Source organism: Streptomyces solitudinis, assembly GCF_036323765.1.
Lineage (GTDB): Bacteria > Actinomycetota > Actinomycetes > Streptomycetales > Streptomycetaceae > Streptomyces.
The window spans coordinates 793,625-817,893 of sequence record NZ_JAZDCW010000002.1 but is presented as its reverse complement, the minus strand read 5'-3'; the positions used below and the strand labels follow the sequence as shown (position 1 = coordinate 817,893).

Below are 24,269 nucleotides of genomic sequence, written 5' to 3'. Positions count from 1 at the left end.
AGGCCGCACGCTGGATCTCGGGGACGCTTCTCGTTGTCCGGTCAGGGCTGGTACTCGTAGCCGATCGTGAACCGGGGAGGCAGGCACCACTCCCCGTACTCGATGATCCCTTCCGCGTCCGACCATCGGTGGGCGCCGGCCAGGATCGGGGAGCCGACCGGCAGCCCCAGTGCGCTCGCCTCACGGGCATCGGCGGGGCGGGCGTGCATGTCGTCGCGGGCGTGGGTGATCGTGCGCCCGGTGGCTTCCAGGACCCGGGCGGACAGTCCGTGATTGCGGCCCGGGGCGGTGTTCAGCAGGTCCGGTACGAGAGCGGCGAACGGGGCCGGGTACCAGGTCACCGCGAACACGGTCCGGGTCTTGCCCCGGCCCGCCAGCCACTCGCGCCGCACCATCTGGTCCCCGGCTTCCAGGTCGAAGATCTCCGCCACGTACAGCGGCGGGGTGATCAGCTCGGCAGCCGTCACCCGGCTCGTCTCACCCTCGGCCAGGAACGACTTCACCCGCTGGACCCGGGCCAGCCGGTCCCGCGCCGACAGCGTCCAGCGCGGGTCATCGGCGACGTAGGTGCCCCGGGGGGTAGTGCGGATGAAGTTCTCCACCTGGAGAGCCTGCAAGGCGCGGGAGACAGTGGCCGCTGCGGCCTGCCACTGCCCGGCGATCTCCCGGTTCGTCGGCAACTTGGCGCCCGGCTCAAGCTCTCCCGACAGGATGCGCTCCCTGAAGTGATCCGCGATCTTCGTGAACGTCTTGGAACTGGGCATAAGGCTTGCCCCTCCGTTGAGTTGACGTGATGTCAGTGAGAGCACACTAGTGCACTACGAACCGTAGCGGGAGTGCTTCGGCCACTCGAATACTGAACTAGAGCACCGACCTGTCAAGAGTTCGGCCATGTGACATTCGAGAGGTGGCGATGTGCAGTGACGGAGCCGACCAGGTACTCGACCCCGCCGGTCGAACTCCCCTTGCGCCTGGACCTGGACCCGACGCCCGTCGACGGCTGCGCGGGCTGTACCGAGCTGGCCAATGTGCGCGACCGGGCCCGCGAGGTCGGCGACATGACCACCGTCAGCGACTGCAACGTCTACATGCGGCGCCACCCGGAGGGCCACCAGTGAGCCCCCGCGCCGTCTACCGGCACATCGCACACACCATCCGCCACGAGCCCGAAGGCGGCATCACCTACGAGACGTTCTGTGTCACTGCCGGCTGCGGAGCTGAAGCCGGACCCCATGACGAGCAGGAAGCGGCGCAGGACTGGGCACTCCGTCACCCCGGACGCACCGGTCACGACCTCTTCAGACGCGTCTTCACCGACCACGCCAAGGTCACCCGAGCCGAGTAGAACCACCACCGTCAGCCGGAACAACACCCACACTCCACAGGCCATCGCACCAGACCAGCAGCCCAGTCGAGCGCTCAATCGACAGCCAGGGCGTACCGCCGAAGCGGGATGCGTCCAAACTTTCTCTACGTCTTCAAGGCGACCCGCTGACGCGGGTCGCGCGCGGCACGGCCGCCCACCCGGCCCGCTCTCGGCTCCGCCACCGCAGGCCGGCCAGCGACCAGGCCGCGCAGAAACGAGTAGCGGACCACTGGAAGCGCGAAGGAAGTCGGACGCGCCAGCACGGCGAACACCAGGCCGACGATGAGGCGACGGCGGGGAGTTGGCCGGGACGGCGGCCCGGCGGTGGGGCCGGTCGGTTCCGTGGGATTTACCCACCTCCCCGGGCCGGGGCCCGCGTCGGGCAAGGCCAGGGGGCCACTCGTTCAAATTCCGGGCAGGATCACGACCTGCCCGAGTTGCCGGGCCAGCGTACGACCCCCTGGCCATGCCCGACCCCAACCCGGGCAGGACACCGGCCAAAGCCCACTCCACCGCCCTCACGTGCGTAGCCGTCTGACGGCAACGCCGACGGCAACAGGAGTGCACAGCAAGGCACTTCCACGCACACCCACGGACTGACCGAATTCCGCTGACCTGCGAAAACGCAGATGACGGCGCCTCGGCCAGCACACGTACTATGTGCTGGCGGGGAGTACGCCAGTCCTCGTGCACAATTCCGAGCCCTGTGGAATCTCGGCGCGTAACGAGAAGGCTGGTGATATCGGTAATTACACCGATTCACAGAAGACCCGAGATCCAGCGTCGCAGTGGTATCACGAGGAACTGAGCAATAAGGAACTTCTGGACGGGATCAACAACCCTGGCGCAGGAGACGGAATTCTTGTCTCGCGTGATGGCAAGATTCTGGGAGGCCACCACCGCAAGGACGAACTCCTGGCGAGAATCAGGGACGGGCGCATCGACCCAGATACTCAAATCCGAATTGACGTCTACGACGGGGGGTAGTGCCTGATGTCACTGATCCATTCGACCGACCCTGACTTCCGCGTGTGTCAGATCAGCTTCGATACGCTACTCGCGATCCAGTTGGAGGCGGAAGAGCGAGGCTGGGCGACTCGGTGGTCCTCAGTTCACGCACTCCGCAGCCAGGTCAAGGAAGGAAGCGTCGTCCTTCAGTCGCTGATGCGTGAAGAGAGAGAGGGAGATGTGCGCGCCTACCGATGCCTTCTCCTGTTCTCGACCGTGGAGGACGGAGATGCTGGGGGAGTGGCCACGATCGATCTTGATCCGGCGAGATATGAATCGTTGGAGCGGCTTGATCGAGGCCCGGATGTCCGAAAGGCTCTGGCTCGAATGTTTTCCCTTGCAATAGGTGGCATTTCAATGGTCTCGAAGAAGTAGTGGCTCTCCTGGCCTGCGGGCAGATTCGCGGCAGCGGTGGTTGGAATGACGGCTTCTTGATGATTACTCAGGAGGCTGTCACTCGGAGAGTGAATTCGCGCTCTGCCGAGGTGTGCAGAATCGGGCTAGTTCACGCATCCACGAGATCAGCAATCGCAGAACAATGAACGAAGAAGGGTCTGCCGGAGATAGTTCCGGCAGACCCTTCTGGGTTGGTTGACGGCAACGCTGACGGCAACGTCAGCGGACGACCGCTGTCGAGGGCGGATCGTCGGGGTCGTCGTCGGTTGTGCTGAGAGCGTTGCCGAGGGCGTCGATGGCTTGGCGTTGGAGTCGGAGTCTCACGTGGGCGTAGACGCCGGCGGTGACGCCGATGTGGGCGTGGCCCAACAGCTCCTTGATCACGACGAGATCGACGCCCTGTTCCAGGAGGAGGGTGGTGGTCGAGTGGCGGAGGTCGTGGAAACGGATGCGTCGGAGTCCGGCCCGGTTGAGGAAGCTGCGGGTGAGGTTGGCGGGGTCGAGGGGCCTGCCGGTCGGCGTGGTGAAGACGAGGCGGCTGTTTCTCCAGTCCGGCCCTGCGGTCTCGCGCTCCGTGTCCTGCTGCTGTTTGTGCTCCTTGAGGACGTGGATGCATTCGGTCGGGAGGGCGATGCGGCGTTCGGACGCTCGGGTCTTGGTGGGCAAATGCGTGAGACCGCCGGTTCGGGTGCGCTGGAGCGAGCGCCGGATGCTGGCCGTTCCGGTGGTGAGGTCGAGGTCTTCCCAGTGGAGGCCGAGGAGTTCGCCCTTGCGGAGTCCGGTGCGGAGGGCGAGTTTGTACAGCGCGTGGAGCCGGTCGGCGCGGGCCGCGTCGAGGAACTGACGGGCCTCTACTGCGGTGAGCGGACGGAAGCGCCTGGGCTGGTATTTTCAGGGTGGGTCGATACGAGCTGAGTCGTTGCTTGCAGGCTTCGAGGTGGAACTAGAGTTTCGAATTGGAACTATGGTGAAACCAGTGGAGAGCTCAGGGTGCGTATACCGGGTGGAGGGAGGGCTGAAGGTGGCACGTGTTGGATTTTGGACTGACGATGAATACTGTCTGTATGTTAATGCCGTTGAGGGGTCAACGCTGTGGATGATCCTGGCCGATAGGTCAGATAGCGAGGATGAGGATGAATGGGTAGAATACGCCGCCATATTCTCTCCGCTTACCGCTAAATGGGCCAGGCTTGGCTATGTCAAGTTGATGCGTGGGGTCGATTGGCCGATAGATTTGCGAGGGGAGGTGGTTCCGGATGAGGAGATTGAAAGTGTTCTGGCTGATCCGTTGACTTGGAAGTATTCGGAGGATGGTCAAGAGCAGGTGTGCATAATTCTTGGCGATGTGAACATTGTAGATAGCCTGTGAATGAGTATGCGCCCTGCTTCGGTGCAGAGGATTTCGGCGTCTCCTCTGCCACAGCTGGGTGGAAGCCTGGGTCTCCTTGACGGCACGGCGGGAGGCCGTGGCGTTTGCCGGACGGTTGCGGCGGTGGGCTGGCGACTGCGATGAGACGGAGGGCGGTACGCGGTCGGCTGGAGCGCTGGACGCCTTCGTCGCGGTCGGGCCGCCGTCGTGCTGGCGTGAGTGTGTATCGATGTGCCCGTGTGCGGCCTTCTTCGGGCGCGGTGGCCGATCGGCTCAGGGGCAGGGGGTGCGGAAGGTTTTGCGGTAGGTGGTGGGGGATGTGCGCATCTGGCGGGTGAAGTGGTGGCGGTAGGTGGTGGGGGAGTCGAAGCCGACGGCGGAGGCGATCTCCTCGATCGTGGCCTCCGTGGTCTCCAGGAGGGGGAGGCTCGCGCGGACGCGGTGGGTGAGGAGCCAGCGGATCGGGGTGGTGCCGGTGGTGCGGGCGAAGGTGCGCAGGTAGGTGCGCTCCGACATGTGGGCCACTCCGGCGAGGGTGGCGACGGTGATGGGTTCGGCGAGGTGTTCCAGGGCCCAGTCCATGCTGCGGACCACGCCGCCGTCCTGCGGGGGTGTCAGGACGGCCGTCTCGATGTACTGGGCCTGGCCGCCGTCGCGGTGGGGCTGGGTGACGAGGCGGCGGGCGACGGTGTTGGCCAGTTCGGTGCCGTGGTCCTCGCGGAGCAGGTACAGGCACAGGTCCAGGCCGGCGGCGCTGCCCGCGCTGGTGAGGATGTCGCCCTCGTCGATGTAGAGCGGTGCCGGGTCCACCTGGACGTGGGGGAAGCGGGTCTGGAGGGCGTCGGCGTGCCGCCAGTGGGTCGTGGCGCGGCGGCCGTCGAGGAGGCCGGTGGCGGCGAGGGTGAAGGCGCCGGTGCAGGTGGAGACGAGCCGGGCGCCCCGGTGGTGTGCGCGGCGCAGGGCTTCGACGAGCCGGGGGGACGGCGGCCGGGCCGGGTCGGGGCAGCTCGGGACGATGACGGTCCCGGCGGAGGCCAGGGCGTCGAGGCCGTGCGGGGTCGTGAGCGCCGCGCCGCCGCCGAGGGGAAGGGGGCCGGGGGTCTCGACGCAGACGGTCAGCTCGTAGTGCGGTGCGATCAGGTCGTGCAGGTAGGTGCCGAATACCGCTCCGACGTTGCCGAGTTCGAAGGGAACGCTGCTGGGGGTGGCCAGGACGGAGACCGTGCGCCGGGGGGACATGGCGGAATCTTAGCGAAGGGTGGCATTAGCGCCACTGGTGTGCGGGTGCGGGGCCGCTGCATGCTCGGGGTGGCCGGTCGGCCGGGGCGGCCGGACGGGACGCGAGGAGGGGCTGTGCGGGCTTTGCTGCGGAGTGTGGCGCGGGTGCTGCGGGAGGTGGCGTACGGGATCGACGCCGCGAACGCCGTCCGGCACGGCGTGGAACCGTCGCGGCGCGGGGAGGACGCGTCGCAGCGGGAGGCCACGGCCCCGCCGGGCCGGGAGGCGCTGGGGGGAGAGGACGCGGTGCCGGAACGGGAGGCGCTGCGGGAACGGGACGCCCTGCGGGAGCTGGCCGAGTGGGTGGAGTCGGTGCACGGGGTTCGCACGGAGGACGAGGTCGCCTCGGCTCGGGCCCAGTGGGCCGCGCTGGCCGCCGGGCGGGAGCGGCGCCGGTGTGGGGCGGCGGAGACAGGCGGAACTCCGGACGCTGGCGGGGCGCCGGGCAGCGGGGTCCCGGGCGGCGGGACGGCGGATGGCGGCGGGATGCCGGACGCGGGCGGACCGGCGGCTCAGAGCCGGTAGGCCGTGCCCGTCGGGGTGGTGCCGCGGGTGTCGAGGAGGAGCTGCGCCTTGGCGGCGAGCCCCTGGAGGTCGTAGGTGCGGTGCGGCTGGAGGAGGACGGTGAGATCGGCCGCGGCGGCCGTGTCGTAGAGGCTGTCGGCGCGGGGGACGGGTCGTCCGGCGACGTGCCACTGCGGCACGTGCGGGTCGTGGTAGCTGAGCTGGGCGCCCAGTTCGAGGAGGCGGGTGGCGATCTCGCGGGCGGGGGACCCGGCCTCGTCGGCGAGGTCGGGTTTGTAGGTGACGCCGAGCAGCAGGACGCGGGCGCCGCGCGCTGACTTGCCGTGCTCGTTGAGCAGTGTCGTCGCGCGCTGGGTGACATAGCGGGGCATGCGGTCGTTGACCTCGCGCGCCAGTTCCACCAGGCGCAGCGGGTGGCCCTGGGTGCGGCTGCGGTAGGCCAGGTAGTTGGGGTCGATGGGGACGGCGTGGCCGCCGACGCCCGGCCCGGGGCGGAAGGGTTCGAAGCCGAACGGTTTGGTCTCGGCGCAGCGGATGACGTCCCACAGGTCGATGTCGAGGTCGTGGCAGAGGATGGCCATCTCGTTGGCCAGCGCGATGTTGACGTGCCGGTAGTTGGTCTCCAGCAGGTGCGTGGCCTCGGCCTCCCGCAGCCCGCGGGCGCGGACGACCTTGTCGGTGAGCCGGTTGTAGAACGCGGCGGCGGCCTCGGTGCAGGCGGGGGTGTGGCCGCCGATGACGCGCGGGACGGCGGCGAAGCGGAAGCCGCGGTTGCCGGGGTCGAGGCGGGCCGGGCAGCAGGCGAGGTGGAAGTCGCGGCCCGCGCGCAGGCCCGAGCCCTCTTCGAGGAGCGGCCGGACGCATTCCTCGGTGGTTCCCGGGTACACGGCCGACTCCACGATGACCGTCGTCCGGGGCCGCAGCCGTGTGGCGAGCGTGGTGGCGGCCTCCCGCACGGCGGTCAGGTCGAGTGCGCCGTCCTCGCCGAGCGGGGTGGGGGCGCAGATGAGGGCCGTGCGGACGCGGCCGAGCACGGCCGGGTCGCTGGCGGCCCGGAACCCGGCGGAGAGCATGCGGCGGATGTCGGCGGCGGCGAGCGTGCCGCCGCCCGGCTGGCGTCCGGCGGCGAGGTCGGCGACGGCGCGTGCGTCCGGGTCGTAGCCGATGGTCGAGATTCCGGCCGCCGTGGCGGCCTGTGCGGCGGGAAGGCCGAGGTGACCGAGACCGAGGACGGCGAGATCTGCGGGCATGCAGCGCACTTCCCTTCCCCACGTAAGACGATGGGTCGCCACGTCAGGTTAAGCGCATATATGACAGATATGGTGGATTGTGCGAGCTGTGGACAACGCGCGGGTCAGCGTCGGCACCTTGGGGGAGCATCGACGAGAAGGCCCCACGCGGGTGCGGCACCACGGGAGGCAGCGATGAGGACAGCGACACTGGGACCGGCCGAACGCACCGAGGCTCTCGCCCGGATGGCGGAACGGGAGCTGGACGTTCTCGTCGTGGGCGGCGGCGTCGTCGGCGCCGGGACGGTGCTGGACGCCGCGACGCGCGGCCTGAGCACCGGCATCGTCGAGGCACGGGACTGGTCGTCGGGCACCTCCAGCCGCTCCAGCAAGCTCATCCACGGCGGGCTGCGCTACCTGGAGATGCTCGACTTCGCCCTGGTGCGCGAGGCGCTGAAGGAACGCGGGCTGCTGCTGGGCCGTCTCGCACCGCACCTGGTCAAACCCGTGCCGTTCCTCTACCCGCTCCAGCACAGGGCGTGGGAGCGCTGGTACGCGGGCTCCGGCGTGGCGCTGTACGACGCGATGTCGGTCTCCTCCGGGCACGGGCGGGGACTGCCGCTGCACCGGCACCTGAGCCGCCGCAAGGCGCTGCGCGTCGCGCCGTGCCTGCGCAAGGACGCACTGGTGGGCGGCCTCCAGTACTACGACGCGCAGGTGGACGACGCCCGCTTCGTGACGGCGCTCGTGCGTACCGCCGCGTCCTACGGCGCCCACGCCGCCAACCGGGCCCGCGTCGTCGGCTTCCTGCGGGAGGGCGAACGGGTCGTGGGCGCGCGCGTCAGGGACGTGGAGGACGGCGGCGAGTACGAGGTGCGGGCCCGTCAGGTCATCAACGCCACCGGCGTGTGGACGGACGACACCCAGTCGCTCATCGCCGAACGCGGCCAGTTCCACGTCCGGGCGTCCAAGGGCATCCACCTCGTCGTCCCCCGGGACCGGGTGAACTCCTCGACGGGCCTGATCCTGCGCACGGAGAAGAGCGTGCTGTTCGTCATCCCCTGGGGGCGGCACTGGATCATCGGCACGACGGACACCGGCTGGAACCTGGACAAGGCCCACCCGGCCGCGTCCAGCGCCGACATCGACTACCTCCTGGAACACGTCAACACCGTGCTCTCCACGCCGCTCACCCGGGACGACGTCGAAGGGGTGTACGCGGGGCTGCGTCCGCTGCTGGCCGGGGAGTCGGACGCGACGAGCAAGCTCTCGCGGGAGCACACCGTGGCCCACCCGGTGCCGGGGCTCGTCGTCGTGGCGGGCGGCAAGTACACGACGTACCGGGTCATGGCCAAGGACGCCGTGGACGAGGCCGTGCGCGCGCTCGACCACCGTGTCGCGGAGTGCTGCACGGAGGAGGTGCCGCTCGCCGGGGCGGAGGGCTACCACGCGCTGTGGAACGCGCGGGCCCGCGTCGCCGCGCGCACCGGCCTGCACGTGGCCCGCGTCGAACACCTGCTGAACCGGCACGGAACGCTGACGGACGAGGTGCTGGACATCATCGCGGCCGACCCCCGGCTCGGTGAACCGCTGCCCGCCGCCGACGACTACCTCAAGGCCGAGATCGTCTACGCCTGTTCACACGAGGGCGCACGGCACCTGGACGACGTGCTGACCCGCAGGACGCGCATCGCCATCGAGACGTTCGACCGGGGCACGCGCAGCGCCCGCGAGTGCGCCGGACTGATGGCCGGGGTGCTCGGCTGGGACGCGGAGCAGACGGCGCGCGAGGTCGCGCACTACGAGAAGCGGGTCGAGGCCGAACGGGAGTCGCAGCTCCAGCCGGACGACCACACGGCGGACGCCGCGCGCCTGGGCGCACCCGAGATCGTCACAAGCTGACGCGTACCGCCTGCCGCCCCTCCGCGGATCGGGGCTGTGCCGCCCGGCCCCGGCCCATGGGTGACAATGGGGCGACTGCTGGGCGGGCTGATCGCGAGGGGAAGCATGGGCGAGAACGGCGACACGACGGCCAATGCCGATGCCGCCACCGACGGCGAGAAGGGTACGGGCAGGGATGACGCCGTGAGCCCCGGTCCGGCGCAGTCCGGCGGCGCGGCGGACGGCGCGGCCACCGGCCGCCCCACGCGGGGCGGTTCGGGGCGGCGCGGCCCGGCGGGGAGCGGTCCGGCGAAGGCCGGGTCCGCGAAGGGTGACGCGGCGGAGGGCGAGGGCGACGCGGGCGACGCGGCGAAGACCGCCTCCGCCGCTGGTGCTGACGCGGCGAAGGCTGACGCAGCGAAGGCTGACGCGGCGAAGGGCGACGTGAGCGACGGCGGGCGAGCGAAGGCCGACGGCCCTGACGCTGACGCCGCGAAGGGCGGCGAGCCCCGGGCCGAGGCGGCCCGGGCCGAGGCGCCCAAGGGCGACACCCCCAAGGCGGACACCCCCAAGAGCGGTGCGCCCCGGACCGCGTCCGGGAAGGGGCACGGCGAGGACGGCGCCGCCAGGGCCGGTGCCGCCGCGTCACCGGCCGCCGCCAAGGGGCGGGAGACGGGCCGGCTGCTCGCCGGGCGGTACCGGCTCGGCGCCATCCAGGGCCGTGGCGGCATGGGCACCGTGTGGCGGGCCCGTGACGAGATCCTGGGCCGCACGGTCGCGGTGAAGGAGCTGCGCTTCCCCTCGGACATCGACGAGGAGGAGAAGCGCCGCCTCATCACCCGCACCCTGCGCGAGGCCAAGGCGATCGCCCGCATCCGCAGCGGCAGCGCGGTCACCGTCTTCGACGTCGTGGAGGAGGACGACCGGCCCTGGATCGTGATGGAGCTGGTCGAGGGCCGCTCGCTCGCCGACGCCATCCGCGAGGACGGCCCCGTCTCGCCGCGCCGGGCCGCCGAGATCGGGCTCGCGATCCTCGGCGTGCTGCGGGCCGCGCACCGCGAGGGTATCGTCCACCGCGACGTCAAGCCGTCCAACGTGCTCATCGAGGAGGACACCGGCCGCGTCGTCCTCACCGACTTCGGGATCGCCAAGGTCGAGGGCGACCCGTCCGTCACCTCCACCGGCATGCTCGTCGGCGCACCCTCCTACATCTCGCCCGAACGCGCCCGCGGCCAGCTCCCCGGTCCGCCCGCCGACATGTGGTCGCTGGGCGGCCTGCTGTACGCGGCCGTCGAGGGCCACCCCCCGTACGACAAGGGGTCGGCGATCGCCACGCTGACCGCCGTCATGACCGATCCGCTGGAGCCGCCGCAGCGTGCGGGGGAGCTGGAGGAGGTCATCTACGGGCTGCTCGTGAAGGACCCGGTCAAGCGGCTGGACGACGCCGGCGCCCGGGTGCTCATGCAGGCCGTCCTCGACGCGCCGGACGAGAAGGACCTGGCACCGCGGGGGGCGGCGACGTTCGCCATGCCGCTCCCGGCGGGTGACGCGGAGAGGAAGCCGGGGGACGCCTCCTCCGTCCCGCCGCGGCAGACGTCGGCGACGGCGGCGGGCGCCGCCGGGGCCGCGTCCGGGCCGGGCCAGCGGCCCGCCGCGGCCTTCGGGTCCCTGTCCCTCGGCCGGCGCGGGGACGCGCGGGACGACGGCGGGGAGGGCGAGCCGCAGAACACCCGGCAGACGGGGTTCGTCATCGCCGCCGTGGTCGTGCTGCTCGTGGGCGTGCTCGGTGCCATCCTGGCGTTCGCGCTCAACGGCGACGACGTCTCGGGCGGCAGCGGCAAGGACGACAGCGCGTCCGCGTCCGGCGGCACCGGCGGGCAGCAGGACGGCGACGGCAAGGACGGGGACGGCAAGGACGGCGGCGCTCCGAACGGCGAGAGCGGCGACGGCGGTGCCGGAGCCGAGGGCACGGGCGGCGGTGACGCCGCGCAGGGCGGCGCCGGGGACGGGCAGGACGGCTCGGACGGCGCGGGCGGCGACGACGCGGGCGGCGACGGCGGCGGCGATGAGCAGCCGGACGGCGGCGTGCCCGCGGGCTACGAGACGGTCTCCGACGACCTCTTCCACTTCTCCGTCGCCCTCCCCGAGGGCTGGTCGCGCGTGGAGATACGCGGTCAGAAGTCCGGCGGCCTCTACGCGGCCGACCTCGGCTCGGTCCCGTCCGTGCAGGTGGACTATTCCGACAGTCCCAAGAGTGATGCCCTCCTCGCCTGGCAGAAGCTGGAGGACGCCGTCCGGGGCACCTTCACCGACTACCGGCAGCTCAGCATGAAGCCGGTGGAGTGGCGCGACTACCCCACCGTGGCCGACTGGCAGTTCGAGCACACCCGCGGCGGCGAGCGCATGCGCTCGCTCAACCGGGGCTTCCGGGTGGACGACGGGCGCGGTCACGCCATCGTCGTCACCTGCAAGGCCGCCGAGTGGGACGGTGAGGAGTGCACGACGCTGCGCGAGACGGTCTTCGAGACGTTCCAGCCCGTCGACTGACCGTCAGCCGCCGCTCCGCCCGCCGGTCCGTCGGCCCCTCCGCCGCCCCCTCCGTCGGCCGGGTGGCGGCCGCCCGGCGCCCCACCGGCGTGCGACCGGCGCACGGTGATGTGCGCGGGCGCACGCAAGGCGGGGTGCACCGAGGTACCCCACGGCGCCCTGTTGGCACGTATCGTGATAGGCCGCAGACCGTACGCATCCGCAATCCGGCCGGGGCAGAACGGTTCTGACGGTTCCGCACACTGTGGGGAGGGGTCGTGGACGAGTTCGCGGGACGGCTGCTGGCGGATCGGTACCGCCTGCCCCAGACGCCCTCCGAGGAGTACGAGCTGCGGGAGTCGGTCGCGTACGACACGGCGAGCGGCCAGGACGTCGTGGTGCGGCAGGTGCCGCTCCCGGAGGTCGTGGACGCCGAGGTGCTGGGCGGCTCCGGCCTCGCGGGCTGGGCGGCCGGCCGCGCCACCCGGGAGCCCGCCGATCCGGGCGTGCGCCGTGCGGTGGAGGCGGCGCTCGCCGCCGCGCGGATACCCGACCACCCGCGCCTGGACCAGGTCTTCGACGTCTTCGTGGAGGACGACGGGCTGTGGGTCGTCAGCGAACTGGTCGCCGGACGCCCGCTCGACGCCGTCCTGGCCGACCGGCCGCTCACGCCGCACCGGGCCGCCGAGATCGCCGCCGACCTGCTGGCCGCGCTCAGCGCCGTGCACACGTACGGCTGGACGCACCGCAACATCACCGCCCGGTCCGTGCTGATCTGCGACGACGGCCGCGCCCTGCTCACCGGTCTCGCCTCGGGCGCGGCCGAGGAGGCGCTGTGCGGTTACGACCCGCTGCCGGCCGACGGGCCGGTGGCGTCCGGCGAACCGATGGCGCCCGACGGCCCGGTGGCGCCCCCGGAAGCCGGTCCGGCGGAAGGCGGAGCCCCGGGCTCCGGGCCTTCCGCGGTGCCGCCCGGAGCCCTGGGCGCGGAGGAACGGCGCTCCCTGCCCGGGCCGCGCGCGGACGGCGCACCGGAGCACCGGGAGGCGCGTGCGGAGCGGGAACCGGCTCCCCGGCACGGCCCGTGGGGCGGCGACAAACCGGGCCCTGCGGCGCGGGCGCCGCAGCTCCCGCCGCCCCCGCCGGAATACGCCTACGCGGGCGGGCACCGCGCGGGCCCCGTCCACGAGCACGGCACCGATCCGGCCTACGCCCACCTGTTCCGCCCGGACCGGGACGACGCTCCCGGCTACGACGTGCACGAGCACGAGGCGCACGGGCACGACACCCCTGGCTACGACGCCCCCGGTTACGACGAGGGGGCCTACGGGTACGGCGCCGCGTCCCACGGGTACGATGACGAAGGCCAGCCCGGCGCCGTGCCCGACGTGTGGGGCGACCCGGAGCCGGTCCCGCCGCCGCACGCGGAAGCGGAAGCAGCAGTGGTATCGGAGCCGGAGCCGGAGTCGGGCGAACGCTACCGGGGCCCGGCCACGTCGCTGGCCGCGGAACGCGCGCGGCAGGCCCGGATGACGATCGTCGGCGCGGTCACGGAGCGCTGGGCGCCCGAACAGGCGGGGCCCGTCTACGAGAACTGGCGGCTCGCGCCGCCGGTGGGTCCGTCCGCCGACCTGTGGGCGATCGGGGCGCTGCTCTTCCGCGCGGTGCAGGGCCACGCCCCCTACCCGGAGGACAGCGCCGCCGAGCTGGTGCAGCTCGTGTGCGCGGAACCGCCCGCCTACGCGGAGGAGTGCGGGCCGCTGCGTCCCGTCATCGAGTCGCTGCTGCGGCAGGACCCGACCGAGCGCCCGGAGTTCGAGGAGCTGGCGGGCTGGCTGCGTTCGCTGATCCGCTCCGCGCCCGAGCCGGAGGCGGGCCGCCGGGTCGTCACCGCGGCGCCTCCGCTGACCGCCGGGCGTACCGATCCGCGACGGCTGCCCATCCTGCGGCGGCGCGGCGAGCTGGTGCGGCGCAGGCGGGCCGAGAAGCGTCCGGTTCCGGCCGACCGGACGCGCCACCGCAAGGCCCGGTCCAACCGCTCCGGCAGCCCGCGCCGGCTGGGCGCGATGCTGGTCGGGCTGGTGCTGGTGGGCCTGGTGACGGCCATCGTCGTGGCGGTGCTCGCCATGCCGCCCGCCGATCCGGCCGACCCCAACCGGCGGGGCTCCGTCGGGGAGGCGCCCGTCGACCCGGACCCGGCGGACTCGCGGGCCGACGGCGACGCCCCGACCGGCCAACCGGAGCAGGGGCAGGAACCGGACCAGGACCAGGAACCGGAGCAGGACGAGGAGCGGACCGGGAAGCCGGGCACCCAGACGCCGCAGTCGGGCGAGCCGGGCCCGGCGGCACCGGACGGCTACGAGACGCGCCGCGACCCGGCCGGTTTCCACATCGCGGTGCCCGAGGGCTGGGCGCGCGGTCAGGGCAGCGCCGGGCAGGTCCGCTTCAGCCAGGGCGGCCTCCAGCTGATCGTCGTCCCCGGGCGGGACGGGACCAGCCGGTACGGCGCCGACCCGCGCGAGTACCAGTTGGCCGGTGAGCCGGAGCTGGCCGACTACCGGGACGCCACCGGCTGGAAGACGGTCAGCGGGGTGCGCAGCATCACCGTCGGTGAGACAGCGATGGCGGAGGGCGAGTTCGTCTGGGAGTCCGGCGGTGAGCGGACGCTGATCCGCAACCGGGCGGTGCTGCTCGGGTCGAAGTACCACGTGGTGCTGGTCCGCGGTCCCGAGGACCGGCGCACGGAGATCGACGAGCACTTCTCGCAGGTCGTGGACACCTACCGCCCGACGGGCTGACCAGGCGAAGGAGCGGCGTCCGGAAGCGGAAGGGGAATTCGCGCCAGTGTCCGCTGGCACAATTATGTAAATATGGTTACCGGCGGGTACCGCAAGGCGGCGGTGCGGGCTTACGCTCCCCCCTATGACGGACTCCCAGCACAGGAACGCGGTCGCCGCCACGCCCGTCGGCGCCCGCCGCGCCGCCGACGTCGTCACCCCCGACCTGCTCGCCCGGCTGACCCGCGACGTGCCCGGCACCGGGCGCACGGCGTGCCACGCCCCGCTCACCGGGGAGCGGCTGGCCGAGCTGCCGGAGTCCGCGCCCGAGGACGTCACCGCCGCCTACGAGCGCGCCCGCGCCGCCCACCACGCGTGGGCCGCCCGCCCGGCACGGGAGCGGGCCGCCGTCCTGCTGCGGTTCCACGACCTCGTCCTGCGCCGCCAGGCCGAGGTCCTGGACCTCATCCAGCTGGAGACCGGCAAGGCACGCCTCCACGCGCACGAGGAGGTGCTCGCCGTCTGCCTCGCCGCCCGGCACTACGGCCGCAAGGCGCCCGGCTACCTCGCCCCCAAGCGCCGCCAGGGCGCCGTCCCCGGGCTCACCCGCACCCGCGAGCTGCGCCAGCCGCGCGGCGTCATCGGGATGATCTCGCCCTGGAACTACCCGTTCGAGCTGAGCGTGGGCGACGCGCTGCCCGCCTTCGCCGCGGGCAACGCCGTCCTGATGAAGCCCGACACCGAGACCGCGCTGACCGCCCTGTGGGCGCGTGACGTGCTCATCGAGGCAGGGCTGCCCGCCGACGTGTGGCAGATCGTCATCGGCGAGGGCCCGGTCATCGGCGCCTCCGTCGTCGACCACGGCGACTACCTCTCGTTCACCGGTTCCTCCGCCACCGGCCGCCAGGTCGCCCAGCGCGCCGCCGCCCGGCTGGTGGGCTGCTCGCTCGAACTCGGCGGCAAGAACCCGATGATCGTGCTCCCGGACGCCGACCTCGACAAGGCCGCCGCCGGAGCCGTCCGCGCCTGCTTCTCCTCCGCCGGGCAGCTGTGCATATCCATCGAGCGGCTGTACGTGCACGCCTCGGTGGCCGACGCCTTCCTGGAGCGCTTCGTCGCCCGCACGAGGGCCATGCGGCTGGGTGCCTCACTCGCCTACGGCGCCGACATGGGCTCGCTCGTCTCGGAGAACCAGCTCAGGATCGTCACGCGGCACGTGGAGGAGGCCGTCGCCAAGGGCGCCACCGTGCTCGCCGGCGGCCAGGCCCGCCCCGACATCGGGCCGCTGTTCTACGAACCGACCATCCTCGACGGCGTCGAGCCGCCCATGGCCGTCTGCACCGAGGAGACGTTCGGCCCCGTCGTCTCCGTCTACCGCTTCTTTGACCCGGACGAGGCGGTGACGATGGCCAACGCCACCCCGTACGGCCTCAACTCCAGCGTCTGGTCCGGCAGCGCCCGCACCGCGCGGGCCGTCGCCGCCCGCCTGCGCACCGGCACCGTCAACATCAACGAGGGGTACGCCTCCGCCTACGGGAGCGTGCAGGCGCCGATGGGCGGCATGGGGGAGTCCGGCATCGGACGGCGGCACGGCTCCGAGGGCATCCTCAAGTACACCGAGGCCCAGACGGTGGCCGAGCAGCGGCTGCTGCCCATGGCGCCGTCCTTCGGCATGAGCGACGAGCAGTACGCCGCCCTCATGTCCCGCTCCCTGAGGGCACTCAAGGCGTTCCGCTTCCGCTGACCGGCCGCCGAGGCGCTCCCCTTCCGCAACCGGAGGTCCCCGTGACACAGGACGAGTCCGTCCGCACCGCGCACGTTCCCGAGGGTTCGCCCGCCAACGACCACGCCTACGACTACGACGTCATCGTCGTCGGGTCCGGCTTCGGCGGGTCCGTCTCCGCGCTGCGGCTCACGGAGAAGGGCTACCGCGTCGGCGTGCTGGAGGCGGGCCGCCGCTTCACGCCCGACACGCTGCCGAAGACGTCCTGGGACGTGCGGAACTACCTGTGGGCGCCCGCGCTCGGCCTCTTCGGCATCCAGCGCATCCACCTGCTCAACAACGTCATGATCCTGGCAGGCGCCGGGGTGGGCGGCGGATCGCTCAACTACGCCAACACCCTCTACGTCCCGCCGCCCGCCTTCTTCCAGGACCGCCAGTGGGGGCACATCACCGACTGGCAGGACGAACTGAAGCCCTACTACGAGCAGGCCCGGCGCATGCTCGGCGTGCGGCTCAACCCGACGATGACGCCCTCCGACGTCCACCTCAAGGCCGCGGCCGAGAAGATGGGCGTCGGGGACACGTTCCACTTCGCCCCCGTCGGCGTCTTCTTCGGCGACGGCGAGGACGCCGACGGCCGCACCAAGGCGGCGCCCGGCGAGACCGTCCCCGACCCCTACTTCGGCGGGGCGGGCCCCGACCGCAAGGCGTGCACCGAATGCGGCTCGTGCATGACCGGCTGCCGCCACGGCGCGAAGAACACCCTCAACGAGAACTACCTCTACCTCGCGGAGAAGGCCGGGGCGACGGTCCACCCGCTGACGTCCGTGACCGCCGTGACGGAGGACGGCCGCGGCGGCTTCGAGGTCACCGTCCGGCCCACCGGCCGCCGCCGCGGGCGCACCCGCGTCCTGCGCGCCCGGCGCGTCGTCATCGCGGCCGGGACCTACGGCACCCAGACCCTGCTGCACCGCATGCGCGACGAGGGCCTGCTGCCCCGCCTCTCCACCCGCCTCGGCGAGCTGACGCGCACCAACTCCGAGGCACTGGTCGGCGCGCAGACCGTCAGTGGCCGCTACCGCAAGAAGTGGGGCAAGGACGCGACGCTCGACTTCACCCGCGGCGTCGCCATCACCTCGTCCATCCACCCCAACGAGTACACCCACATCGAACCGGTGCGGTACGGCAGGAAGTCCAACGCCATGGGCTTCCTGACGACGCTCCAGGCGCGGCACGGCTCGAAACTGCCGAGGCTGCTCGCCCACGCGCTGACCTGCCTGCGCCACCCGGTGCAGTTCGCGCACTCGCTGTCCAACTACCGCTGGTCGGAACGCGTCATCATCGGCCTCGTCATGCAGACGGCGGACAACTCGCTGACCACCTACCGCAAGGACAAGGGACTCGGCAAGGGCCTGCTGACGGCCCGGCAGGGCCACGGCGCCCCCAACCCGGTGCACATACCCGAGGGCGCGGAGGCCGCCCGGCTCCTGGCGGACGAGATCAAGGGCTTCCCCGGCTCCAACGTCGGCGAGGTCATGGGCACGCCACTGACCGCGCACTTCCTCGGCGGCTGCCCGATCGGCGCCGACGCGGAACAGGGCGTCATCGACCCCTACCACCGCCTCTACGGCCACCCCGGCATCACGGTGGTCGACGGCTCCGCCGTCTCCGCGAACCTCGGCGTCAACCCGTCCCTGACGATCACCGCCCAGGCGGAACGGGCCATGTCGCTGTGGCCGAACAACGGCGAGGCCGATCCCCGCCCCGAGCAGGGCGCCCCCTACGTCCGGCTCCCCGCCGTCCCGCCCCGCGAACCGGCGGTGCCCGAGGACGCCTTCGCCGCCCTGCGCCTGCCGGTGCTGCCCGTCCCCACGGTGCCGCCGAAGGGGTCCTGACGGCCCTCCGCCCGCCGACGGCCCGCACCGACCACGCGGAAGGGCCCGGCTCCGTCCGGAGCCGGGCCCTTCCGCACCGGTCACCGCCTCACGCGGTCACCGCGCCCGAGGCGTTCAGGCGGTGGCGTCGGCGCCGTTGCGACGACGCACGACGAACATGGCACCCGCGCCGAGCGCCACGGCCGCGGCACCGGCCAGCGCGAACATCGGCAGGTTCGAGTCCGAACCGGTCTGCGCCAGCTCGCCCTCGATCTTGCCGCCGATCTTGTCCTTCTCCGGCTTCTCGGCCGGGATCGGGGACTTGCCACCGGTCTGCGGCTTGCTGCCGTCGGTGTCGGTACCCGGCGCGACGATCTGGATCACCGCGGTGGTGGCACCGTCGGCGACGCAGTTGAGGTCGCTGTCGAGGTACGCACCGGCGCCGATGGTCAGGCCGGCGCCGACGGGCGCGTTCTTCTTGGCGTTGATGCGCAGCGGAACGTCGGCCGCGTCCCCGCTGCCGAGAACACCGGCGGCCACGTAACCGACGGAGTAGCCCTCGCCGTCCGTGACCGTCTCCCACTTGCCGGTCTCGGAGTTCTTCACCTGGAGCTGGACCTGGTCGGCGGCGAAGGCGTTCTCCGCCTCCGCGTCGTTCGGCCCGACACCCGCGTACAGCACGACGTCGGTCAGGTCGGTGTCCGACGGGTTCTTCACGCGCAGCGTGAAGTCGTGCCAGCCGCTGCCCGCGACGATCTTGCCGGGCAGGCCGACGATCGAGGGGACGAGCTTGGACTCGTAGTCCGCGTCGTCGTCCAGGCACCAGCCGGGCTCGGTCGGCTCCTCGGTGGGCTCGTCCGTGGGCTCCTCGGTGGGCTCCTCGGTGGGCTCGTCCGTCGGCTCCTCCGTGGGCTCGCCAGTGGGCTCCTCGGTCGGCTCCTCGGTGGGCTCGTCCGTGGGCTCCTCGGTGGGCTCCTCGGTCGGCTCCTCCGTGGGCTCCTCGGTCGGGTCCTCCGTGGCCTCGTCCGTCGCCTCGTCGCCCGGCTGCTCCGTCGTGGCGGTGGACGCCTCCGGTGCGGGGCTCTCCGTCGCGTAGGCGGCCGGGGCCGCGAGCAGCGCGGCGGGGGCGATGACAGCCGTGGCGGCGGCAGCCGCAACTGCACGGCGAATACGCATGAATGACCTCTTCGTGGTCGTCGTTCGCAAAAACAAGCGTCAGTGGTGCCGGCGCGCAGCCCGTGCCGCGCTGGCTCGGCACGGCGACAGTAAGCCCGGAATAAACGGCCTGTCAGCACGTGTTCTCCAGGGAAAACCGCCCTCCGCAACGCCACGCACGGGGCAAAACGGACGCACGCCCCCAGTTGCCCACGGCCACCGGATTTCTCTGTGTGCTATCTCACAGCGTCACTGAGCGTGGGCGTTGTCCGACCGTTACCGTCACCGGTGCAACCTTTCCCGCGCCGCGTTCGTCCCCCGCCGGTCGGCCGGGTATCCGCGCCACACGGCCGCCACGCACGCCCGCGAGGCCGGGGCGCGTGGCTCCGCGCACCGCGGCGGCAGGGCGGAGGACGGCACCCGGAACGTACCCGGCCCCGCCCTGCCCGGCCCGCGCCGCACGGCCCCGGGCCGGGGCGGACGCATGGCCGGGCGGGCGGGGGATACCTGAAGTGCGGCGGACGTGAACGAGCAGTGGGAGGTCGAGCCGGTGGGCGGTGTGCGGCGGGAGGTGCTGGCGCAGGGGCGGATCGCGCGGGCGGGTCAGTGGGTGGGCCGGGCGGTCGGCTCGGACTCCTCCGAGCGGCACACCGTGCTGCTCATCGGGAAGAGCGCGCTGGCGGCCTGCGCGGCCTGGGTGCTGGCCTACAACGTGCTGGGCGCCCGGTCCCCGGCGTTCGCGCCGTTTTCGGCGGTGCTGATGATGCAGGTCACCGTCTACCAGTCGGTGTGGCAGTCGCTGCGGTACGTCGCCGCGGTGACGGTCGGCGTGGCGGTGCAGGGGGCGCTCGGCTTCCTCGCCGGGCCGGACCTGCTGACGTTCGCGCTGGTCGCCGTCGTCGCGCTGGCCATCGGCAGGTGGCGGGCCCTGGGCACGCAGGGGACGCAGGTGGCGACGGCGGCGTTCTTCGCCTTCTCCACCTACGTCGCCGCCGTCGGCACGGAGCAGCGACTGCGGGAACTGGGCCAGATCGTCGTGCTGGTCCTCATCGGCTGCGGGGTCGGGGTGCTGGTGAACCTCCTCGTCCTGCCGCCGATGCGCTACCGCAGCGCCGAGCACGGGGTGCGCACGCTCGCGCAGAACATCGACGCGCTGCTCGGCGACATGGCCCCCGCGCTGTACGAGGGGGCACTGGACCGCGAGCGCACCGGGCACTGGCGCGGCCGGGCGCAGCGGCTCCAGTCGCTGGTGAACCAGGCCCGCAGCGCGGTGGCCGTCGCCGAGGAGAGCGTGTACTACAATCCGCGCCGCCTGCTGCCCGGCCACGGGGGCCACACCACCTTCGAGGGGTACGAGGCCGTGGTGGACGCGCTGGGCCGGACGGCGCGGCAGCTCGGCTCCGTCAGCCGCAGCCTGGAGTACTGGCCGGAGGAGGACGGGACGGGCGAGGAGCGCGCGTTCCTGCGGGACTACGGCGCGTTCCTCGACGCGGCGGGCCGCATCGCGCACCTGCTGGGCGAGGTGGACGAGACCCGGCTCCCGGAACAGGCGCGTCACCTGTGCGAACGGGCCGATGAGGCGCTGGAGGTGCGGAAGCGGCTCGCGGGGCACACCTCCCTGCCGCTGGGGGACCCCTCGCTGCCGTACGGGACGCTGCTCGTGGACGCCGCCCGCCTGATGGACGACCTCCAGCACACCGCCGACGTCCTCCAGCGGTACGTGGAGCGGGCGGCCCGGGCGGCCGGCGACGGAGGCGCCCAGCGTCGCTAGGGTCGTCCGCATGAGGAGAACCGGGGTCGTGGCGGTGCCGTTGCTGGGGCTGCTCGTCGCGTGCGGCGGCGGGCAGGCGGACGGCAGGGCGGGGCCACGCCCCTCCCCGGAGCCCACCGCGCCCGCCGCCGCGGCGGCGGAGGCCGCGGTCGGGCGGGAGGAGCTGGAGGCGGCGGCGTTCGAAGCGGGGACGCGGGTCGGCGGGTTCGCCGTCAGCGCGTTCGCGCTGGACGGGCCGAGCTACGACGAGCTGGAGTACCGGGCGGACCGGGCCGTGTGCCAGCCGCTGGTGAGCCTCGCGCCGGGCGCCACTGAAACGGACCCGGGGGCGACCGTGAACCGCCGGGTGGAACTGGGCGACGGCGTCATGGCGCCGAAGGTGGACGTGCAGCTCCGGTCGTACCCGGAGGGCGGCGCGGAAGCGGTGCTCGCGGCCCTGCGGACGGCGGGCACCGCGTGCGGGGACGGGTTCACCGAGGACCGGACGCTGGCCCGCGCGCCCGTCCTGGCCGTGACCGGGGCGGCGGCGCCGGACGCGGGCGACGAGTCGGTCGCCTTCCGGCTGGAGGTGCGGGACGTCAAGGACCCGGACACCGTCTTCACCGAGTACCTGACCGTCGTGCGCGTCGGGACGGTGACGGCCGCGTTCCGCCTCGAACCGCTTGACGAGGAGGACCACGGGCGGGTGCCGGACGTCGTGGTGGCGGAGCAGCTCGGCCGCCTCACCGGCTAGCCGCCGCGTCCGCGCCGCGCGTTCGCCGCCGCGACCGGCCCCCGGCGTCCCGGGGGCCGACCGCGCGATGCCCTGCCGTGAAGGCAGAGAGGTGTGACCGGGCTGCTGTCCCCTGCTGTCCGGCCACCGCTCCGGGCGTGGTCCCACGACGCGCCGCCCTCACCGGTCTCGGCCGGGCGGGCGCCTCACGCACCGGAACATTCCTACCAACGACGCCCGCGTCCGCCGGTCACGCACCGTACGGGTGACGTGCCCCCCGGGACAGTTCCAGCAGGGTCATGGCCAGCGTCGTGCCGTGTCCGCCCAGCTCGGCGCGGAAGCGGGCCAGGACCTCCATCTCGCGGGACAGGTGCACCCGCCGCCCGCCGGCCGTGATACGGGCCTCCTGGATGCGGGCCGAGACGGCCATGCGCGAGCGGACGAGCGCGATGATCCGCTCGTCGAGGCCGTCGATCTCGGCACGCAACGCGGCGATCAGCGCGTCGGCGTCCGCGGGCGCGGCGGCGTCCGCGGGTGCGGCCTGCGGCGGCGCGGCATCCGCGGAGGCGGCGGTGCGTGCGGTGGCGGCAGCGCGTGCGGTGGTCCCGTCGGCGGGGGTGCCGGGGCGGTCGTGCGGGGTGAGCGTGGTCACGGGGGCTCCTCGGGTTCGCGGGCCCCGGTCCGCCGCCAGGCCCGGCGGGCGGCGGAAACGAACAGGCGCCCCGGACCTGATGGCCCGGGGCGCCTGGTGAAGTCGGTGTCGTCCGCTCAAGCAGCGCGACGGTCGACCTGACGGCAGCCGGACGGGCCGGTGCCATAGGTAAACCAGAACGCGGTGTGCGTGGACATGCGCCCAGTATGCCACCGGCCCCCGCGCGCAAGCCCACGGCGTCGGGCCGGAAGGCGGGGGCCGGGGGCGGCGGCCGGGCCGCGGGCGGGGCGTCCCGGCGCCGGTAGGATGGAGGGACTCCTCCCGCTCCACCGCCGAAAGGCCCTCTCGTGGCTGCAACGCCCACCCCCGCCGACGTCGTCCTCGTCGTCGACTTCGGCGCCCAGTACGCCCAGCTCATCGCCCGCCGGGTGCGCGAGGCACGGGTCTACAGCGAGGTCGTCCCCTCCACCATGCCGGTGGCGGAGATGCTCGCGAAGAACCCGGCGGCGATCATCCTCTCCGGCGGCCCCTCGTCCGTGTACGAGGAGGGCGCCCCGCGGCTGGACCGGGCGCTGTTCGAGGCGGGCGTGCCCGTCTTCGGCATGTGCTACGGCTTCCAGCTCATGGCCGAGGTGCTCGGCGGCCGCGTGGACAACACCGGCGCCCGCGAGTACGGGCGGACGGACCTCACGGTCACCCGTTCCGGCTCCACGCTGTTCGAGGGCACCCCGGACGAGCAGAGCGTGTGGATGTCGCACGGCGACGCCTGCTCGGCGGCGCCCGAGGGCTTCACGGTGACGGCCGCCACGGGCGTCGTCCCGGTGGCCGCTTTCGAGAACGACGAGCGGAGGCTGTACGGCGTCCAGTACCACCCGGAGGTCATGCACACCACGCACGGGCAGCAGGTGCTGGAGCACTTCCTGTACCGGGGCGCGGGCCTCGCGCCGACGTGGACGGCGGGCAGCATCGTGGAGGAGCAGGTCGCCGCGATCCGCGCACAGGTCGGGGACAAGCGGGCGATCTGCGGCCTGTCCGGCGGCGTGGACTCGGCGGTGGCCGCCGCCCTCGTCCAGCGGGCCGTCGGCGAGCAGCTCACCTGCGTCTACGTCGACCACGGCCTGATGCGCAAGGGCGAGACGGAGCAGGTGGAGAAGGACTTCGTCGCCGCGACGGGCGTGCAGCTGAAGGTCGTGGACGCCGAGAAGCGGTTCCTGGACGCGCTGGCCGGGGTCAGCGACCCGGAGCAGAAGCGCAAGATCATCGGCCGGGAGTTCATCCGCGTCTTCGAGCAGGCCCAGGCCGAGCTGGTCGCGGAGGCCGGCGCGGAGGGCGCGGAGGTCGCGTTCCTGGTGCAGGGCACGCTCTACCCGGACGTCGTGGAGTCCGGCGGTGGCACCGGCACCGCGAACATCAAGTCGCACCACAACGTGGGCGGGCTCCCGGAGGACCTGGAGTTCGAGCTGGTCGAGCCGCTGCGCCAGCTGTTCAAGGACGAGGTCCGCATGGTGGGCCAGGAACTGGGCCTGCCCGAGGAGATCGTCCAGCGCCAGCCGTTCCCCGGCCCCGGGCTCGGCATCCGCATCGTCGGCGAGGTGACGAAGGAGCGGCTGGACCTGCTGCGCGAGGCCGACGCCATCGCCCGCGAGGAGCTGACGGCCGCGGGCCTGGACCGCGACATCTGGCAGTGCCCGGTGGTGCTGCTGGCGGACGTCCGCTCCGTCGGCGTGCAGGGCGACGGCCGCACCTACGGCCACCCCGTCGTGCTGCGCCCGGTGTCGTCCGAGGACGCCATGACGGCGGACTGGACGCGGCTCCCGTACGACGTGCTGGCGCGCGTCTCCACCCGCATCACCAACGAGGTGGCCGACGTGAACCGCGTCGTGCTGGACGTCACCAGCAAGCCCCCGGGCACGATCGAGTGGGAGTGACGCCGCGCACGCCCGCCCCGTAGCCGCCGGACGTCAAACGCCGCCGCCACCGCCCACCCGTGTGAGCGGTGGCGCGGTGTTCTCCGGACGCTACTGTGG

General features: G+C 72.6%; 18 protein-coding genes and 1 pseudogene. 13 read left to right on the top strand and 6 right to left on the bottom strand.

The annotated features are described in order from the left end of the window. Positions 1 to 41: 41 nt before the first annotated feature. Positions 42 to 764, bottom strand: a complete 723-nt coding sequence (locus tag V1J52_RS07350; protein ID WP_330138776.1) for a GntR family transcriptional regulator — start codon at positions 762 to 764, stop codon at positions 42 to 44. Positions 765 to 920: 156 nt separating this feature from the next. On the opposite strand from V1J52_RS07350, the gene V1J52_RS07345 reads away from it, so the two are divergent. The 3 genes from V1J52_RS07345 (at position 921) to V1J52_RS07340 (ending at position 2,353) form a co-directional block, all read left to right on the top strand. Then, positions 921 to 1,118, top strand: coding sequence for a hypothetical protein (locus V1J52_RS07345; protein ID WP_330138775.1), 198 nt, complete (start codon positions 921 to 923; stop codon positions 1,116 to 1,118). Continuing rightward, positions 1,115 to 1,345, top strand: a complete 231-nt coding sequence (locus V1J52_RS26105) for a DUF7848 domain-containing protein (protein WP_443075734.1) — start codon at positions 1,115 to 1,117, stop codon at positions 1,343 to 1,345. Before V1J52_RS07345 ends, V1J52_RS26105 begins: the two co-directional genes overlap by 4 nt. Before the next feature lie 708 nt (positions 1,346 to 2,053). Next, positions 2,054 to 2,353, top strand: a complete 300-nt coding sequence (locus V1J52_RS07340) for a hypothetical protein (protein WP_330138774.1) — start codon at positions 2,054 to 2,056, stop codon at positions 2,351 to 2,353. Between the two features lie 636 nt (positions 2,354 to 2,989). On the opposite strand, the pseudogene V1J52_RS07335 reads toward V1J52_RS07340, so the two are convergent. Beyond that, positions 2,990 to 3,655: pseudogene (locus V1J52_RS07335) on the bottom strand (site-specific integrase); the annotation flags it as partial. 136 nt (positions 3,656 to 3,791) lie between these two features. Between V1J52_RS07335 and V1J52_RS07330 the strand changes: the two are divergent. Then, positions 3,792 to 4,139 (top strand): hypothetical protein, encoded by a 348-nt coding sequence (locus V1J52_RS07330; protein WP_330138773.1) that lies wholly within the window; start codon positions 3,792 to 3,794, stop codon positions 4,137 to 4,139. A gap of 273 nt (positions 4,140 to 4,412) precedes the next feature. Here the strand turns inward: V1J52_RS07330 and V1J52_RS07325 are convergent, their stop codons facing one another. Beyond that, positions 4,413 to 5,378 carry a GlxA family transcriptional regulator gene (locus V1J52_RS07325; protein WP_330138772.1) on the bottom strand — a complete coding sequence of 322 codons (966 nt, stop codon included), beginning with the start codon at positions 5,376 to 5,378 and terminating at the stop codon, positions 4,413 to 4,415. 114 nt (positions 5,379 to 5,492) lie between these two features. Here V1J52_RS07325 and V1J52_RS07320 point away from each other — a divergent pair, with 114 nt between their 5' ends. Continuing rightward, complete coding sequence (locus tag V1J52_RS07320; protein WP_330138771.1) at positions 5,493 to 5,942, top strand: hypothetical protein; 450 nt, start codon at positions 5,493 to 5,495, stop codon at positions 5,940 to 5,942. Here V1J52_RS07320 and V1J52_RS07315 read toward each other — a convergent pair. Next, entirely contained in the window at positions 5,930 to 7,192 is a 1,263-nt protein-coding gene (locus V1J52_RS07315) for a nucleotide sugar dehydrogenase (protein ID WP_330138770.1), read from the bottom strand. The genes V1J52_RS07320 and V1J52_RS07315 overlap by 13 nt on opposite strands. 174 nt (positions 7,193 to 7,366) lie before the next feature. Between V1J52_RS07315 and V1J52_RS07310 the strand changes: the two genes are divergently transcribed. From V1J52_RS07310 to V1J52_RS07290, 5 genes are all read left to right on the top strand, one after another. Continuing rightward, the gene (locus V1J52_RS07310; RefSeq protein ID WP_330138769.1) at positions 7,367 to 9,073 is read left to right on the top strand and encodes a glycerol-3-phosphate dehydrogenase/oxidase; all 1,707 of its coding nucleotides are present in this window, start codon (positions 7,367 to 7,369) and stop codon (positions 9,071 to 9,073) included. Positions 9,074 to 9,178: 105 nt separating this feature from the next. Further along, on the top strand, positions 9,179 to 11,599 hold the full coding sequence (locus V1J52_RS07305; protein WP_330138768.1) for a serine/threonine-protein kinase: 2,421 nt from the start codon (positions 9,179 to 9,181) through the stop codon (positions 11,597 to 11,599). A gap of 257 nt (positions 11,600 to 11,856) precedes the next feature. Continuing rightward, complete coding sequence (locus V1J52_RS07300) at positions 11,857 to 14,376, top strand: serine/threonine kinase C-terminal domain-containing protein (protein ID WP_330138767.1); 2,520 nt, start codon at positions 11,857 to 11,859, stop codon at positions 14,374 to 14,376. Positions 14,377 to 14,500: 124 nt separating this feature from the next. Then, the gene (locus V1J52_RS07295; RefSeq protein WP_330138766.1) at positions 14,501 to 16,099 is read left to right on the top strand and encodes a succinic semialdehyde dehydrogenase; all 1,599 of its coding nucleotides are present in this window, start codon (positions 14,501 to 14,503) and stop codon (positions 16,097 to 16,099) included. 41 nt (positions 16,100 to 16,140) lie between these two features. Next, positions 16,141 to 17,973 (top strand): GMC family oxidoreductase N-terminal domain-containing protein, encoded by a 1,833-nt coding sequence (locus V1J52_RS07290; RefSeq protein WP_443075733.1) that lies wholly within the window; start codon positions 16,141 to 16,143, stop codon positions 17,971 to 17,973. Between the two features lie 114 nt (positions 17,974 to 18,087). Here the strand turns inward: V1J52_RS07290 and V1J52_RS07285 are convergent, their stop codons facing one another. Then, complete coding sequence (locus V1J52_RS07285) at positions 18,088 to 19,128, bottom strand: LAETG motif-containing sortase-dependent surface protein (RefSeq protein ID WP_330138765.1); 1,041 nt, start codon at positions 19,126 to 19,128, stop codon at positions 18,088 to 18,090. 502 nt (positions 19,129 to 19,630) lie between these two features. Here V1J52_RS07285 and V1J52_RS07280 point away from each other — a divergent pair. Both V1J52_RS07280 and V1J52_RS07275 read left to right on the top strand, forming a co-directional pair. Beyond that, positions 19,631 to 20,878 (top strand): aromatic acid exporter family protein, encoded by a 1,248-nt coding sequence (locus V1J52_RS07280; RefSeq protein ID WP_330138764.1) that lies wholly within the window; start codon positions 19,631 to 19,633, stop codon positions 20,876 to 20,878. Positions 20,879 to 20,888: 10 nt separating this feature from the next. After that, the gene (locus V1J52_RS07275; RefSeq protein WP_330138763.1) at positions 20,889 to 21,611 is read left to right on the top strand and encodes a hypothetical protein; all 723 of its coding nucleotides are present in this window, start codon (positions 20,889 to 20,891) and stop codon (positions 21,609 to 21,611) included. Positions 21,612 to 21,840: 229 nt separating this feature from the next. Here the strand turns inward: V1J52_RS07275 and V1J52_RS07270 are convergent, their stop codons facing one another. Further along, positions 21,841 to 22,242: a chorismate mutase gene (locus V1J52_RS07270; RefSeq protein ID WP_330138762.1), complete on the bottom strand. Its 402-nt coding sequence runs from the start codon at positions 22,240 to 22,242 to the stop codon at positions 21,841 to 21,843. Between the two features lie 347 nt (positions 22,243 to 22,589). Here V1J52_RS07270 and guaA point away from each other — a divergent pair, with 347 nt between their 5' ends. Next, positions 22,590 to 24,170, top strand: coding sequence for a glutamine-hydrolyzing GMP synthase (guaA, locus tag V1J52_RS07265; protein ID WP_330138761.1), 1,581 nt, complete (start codon positions 22,590 to 22,592; stop codon positions 24,168 to 24,170). Positions 24,171 to 24,269 lie beyond the last annotated feature (99 nt).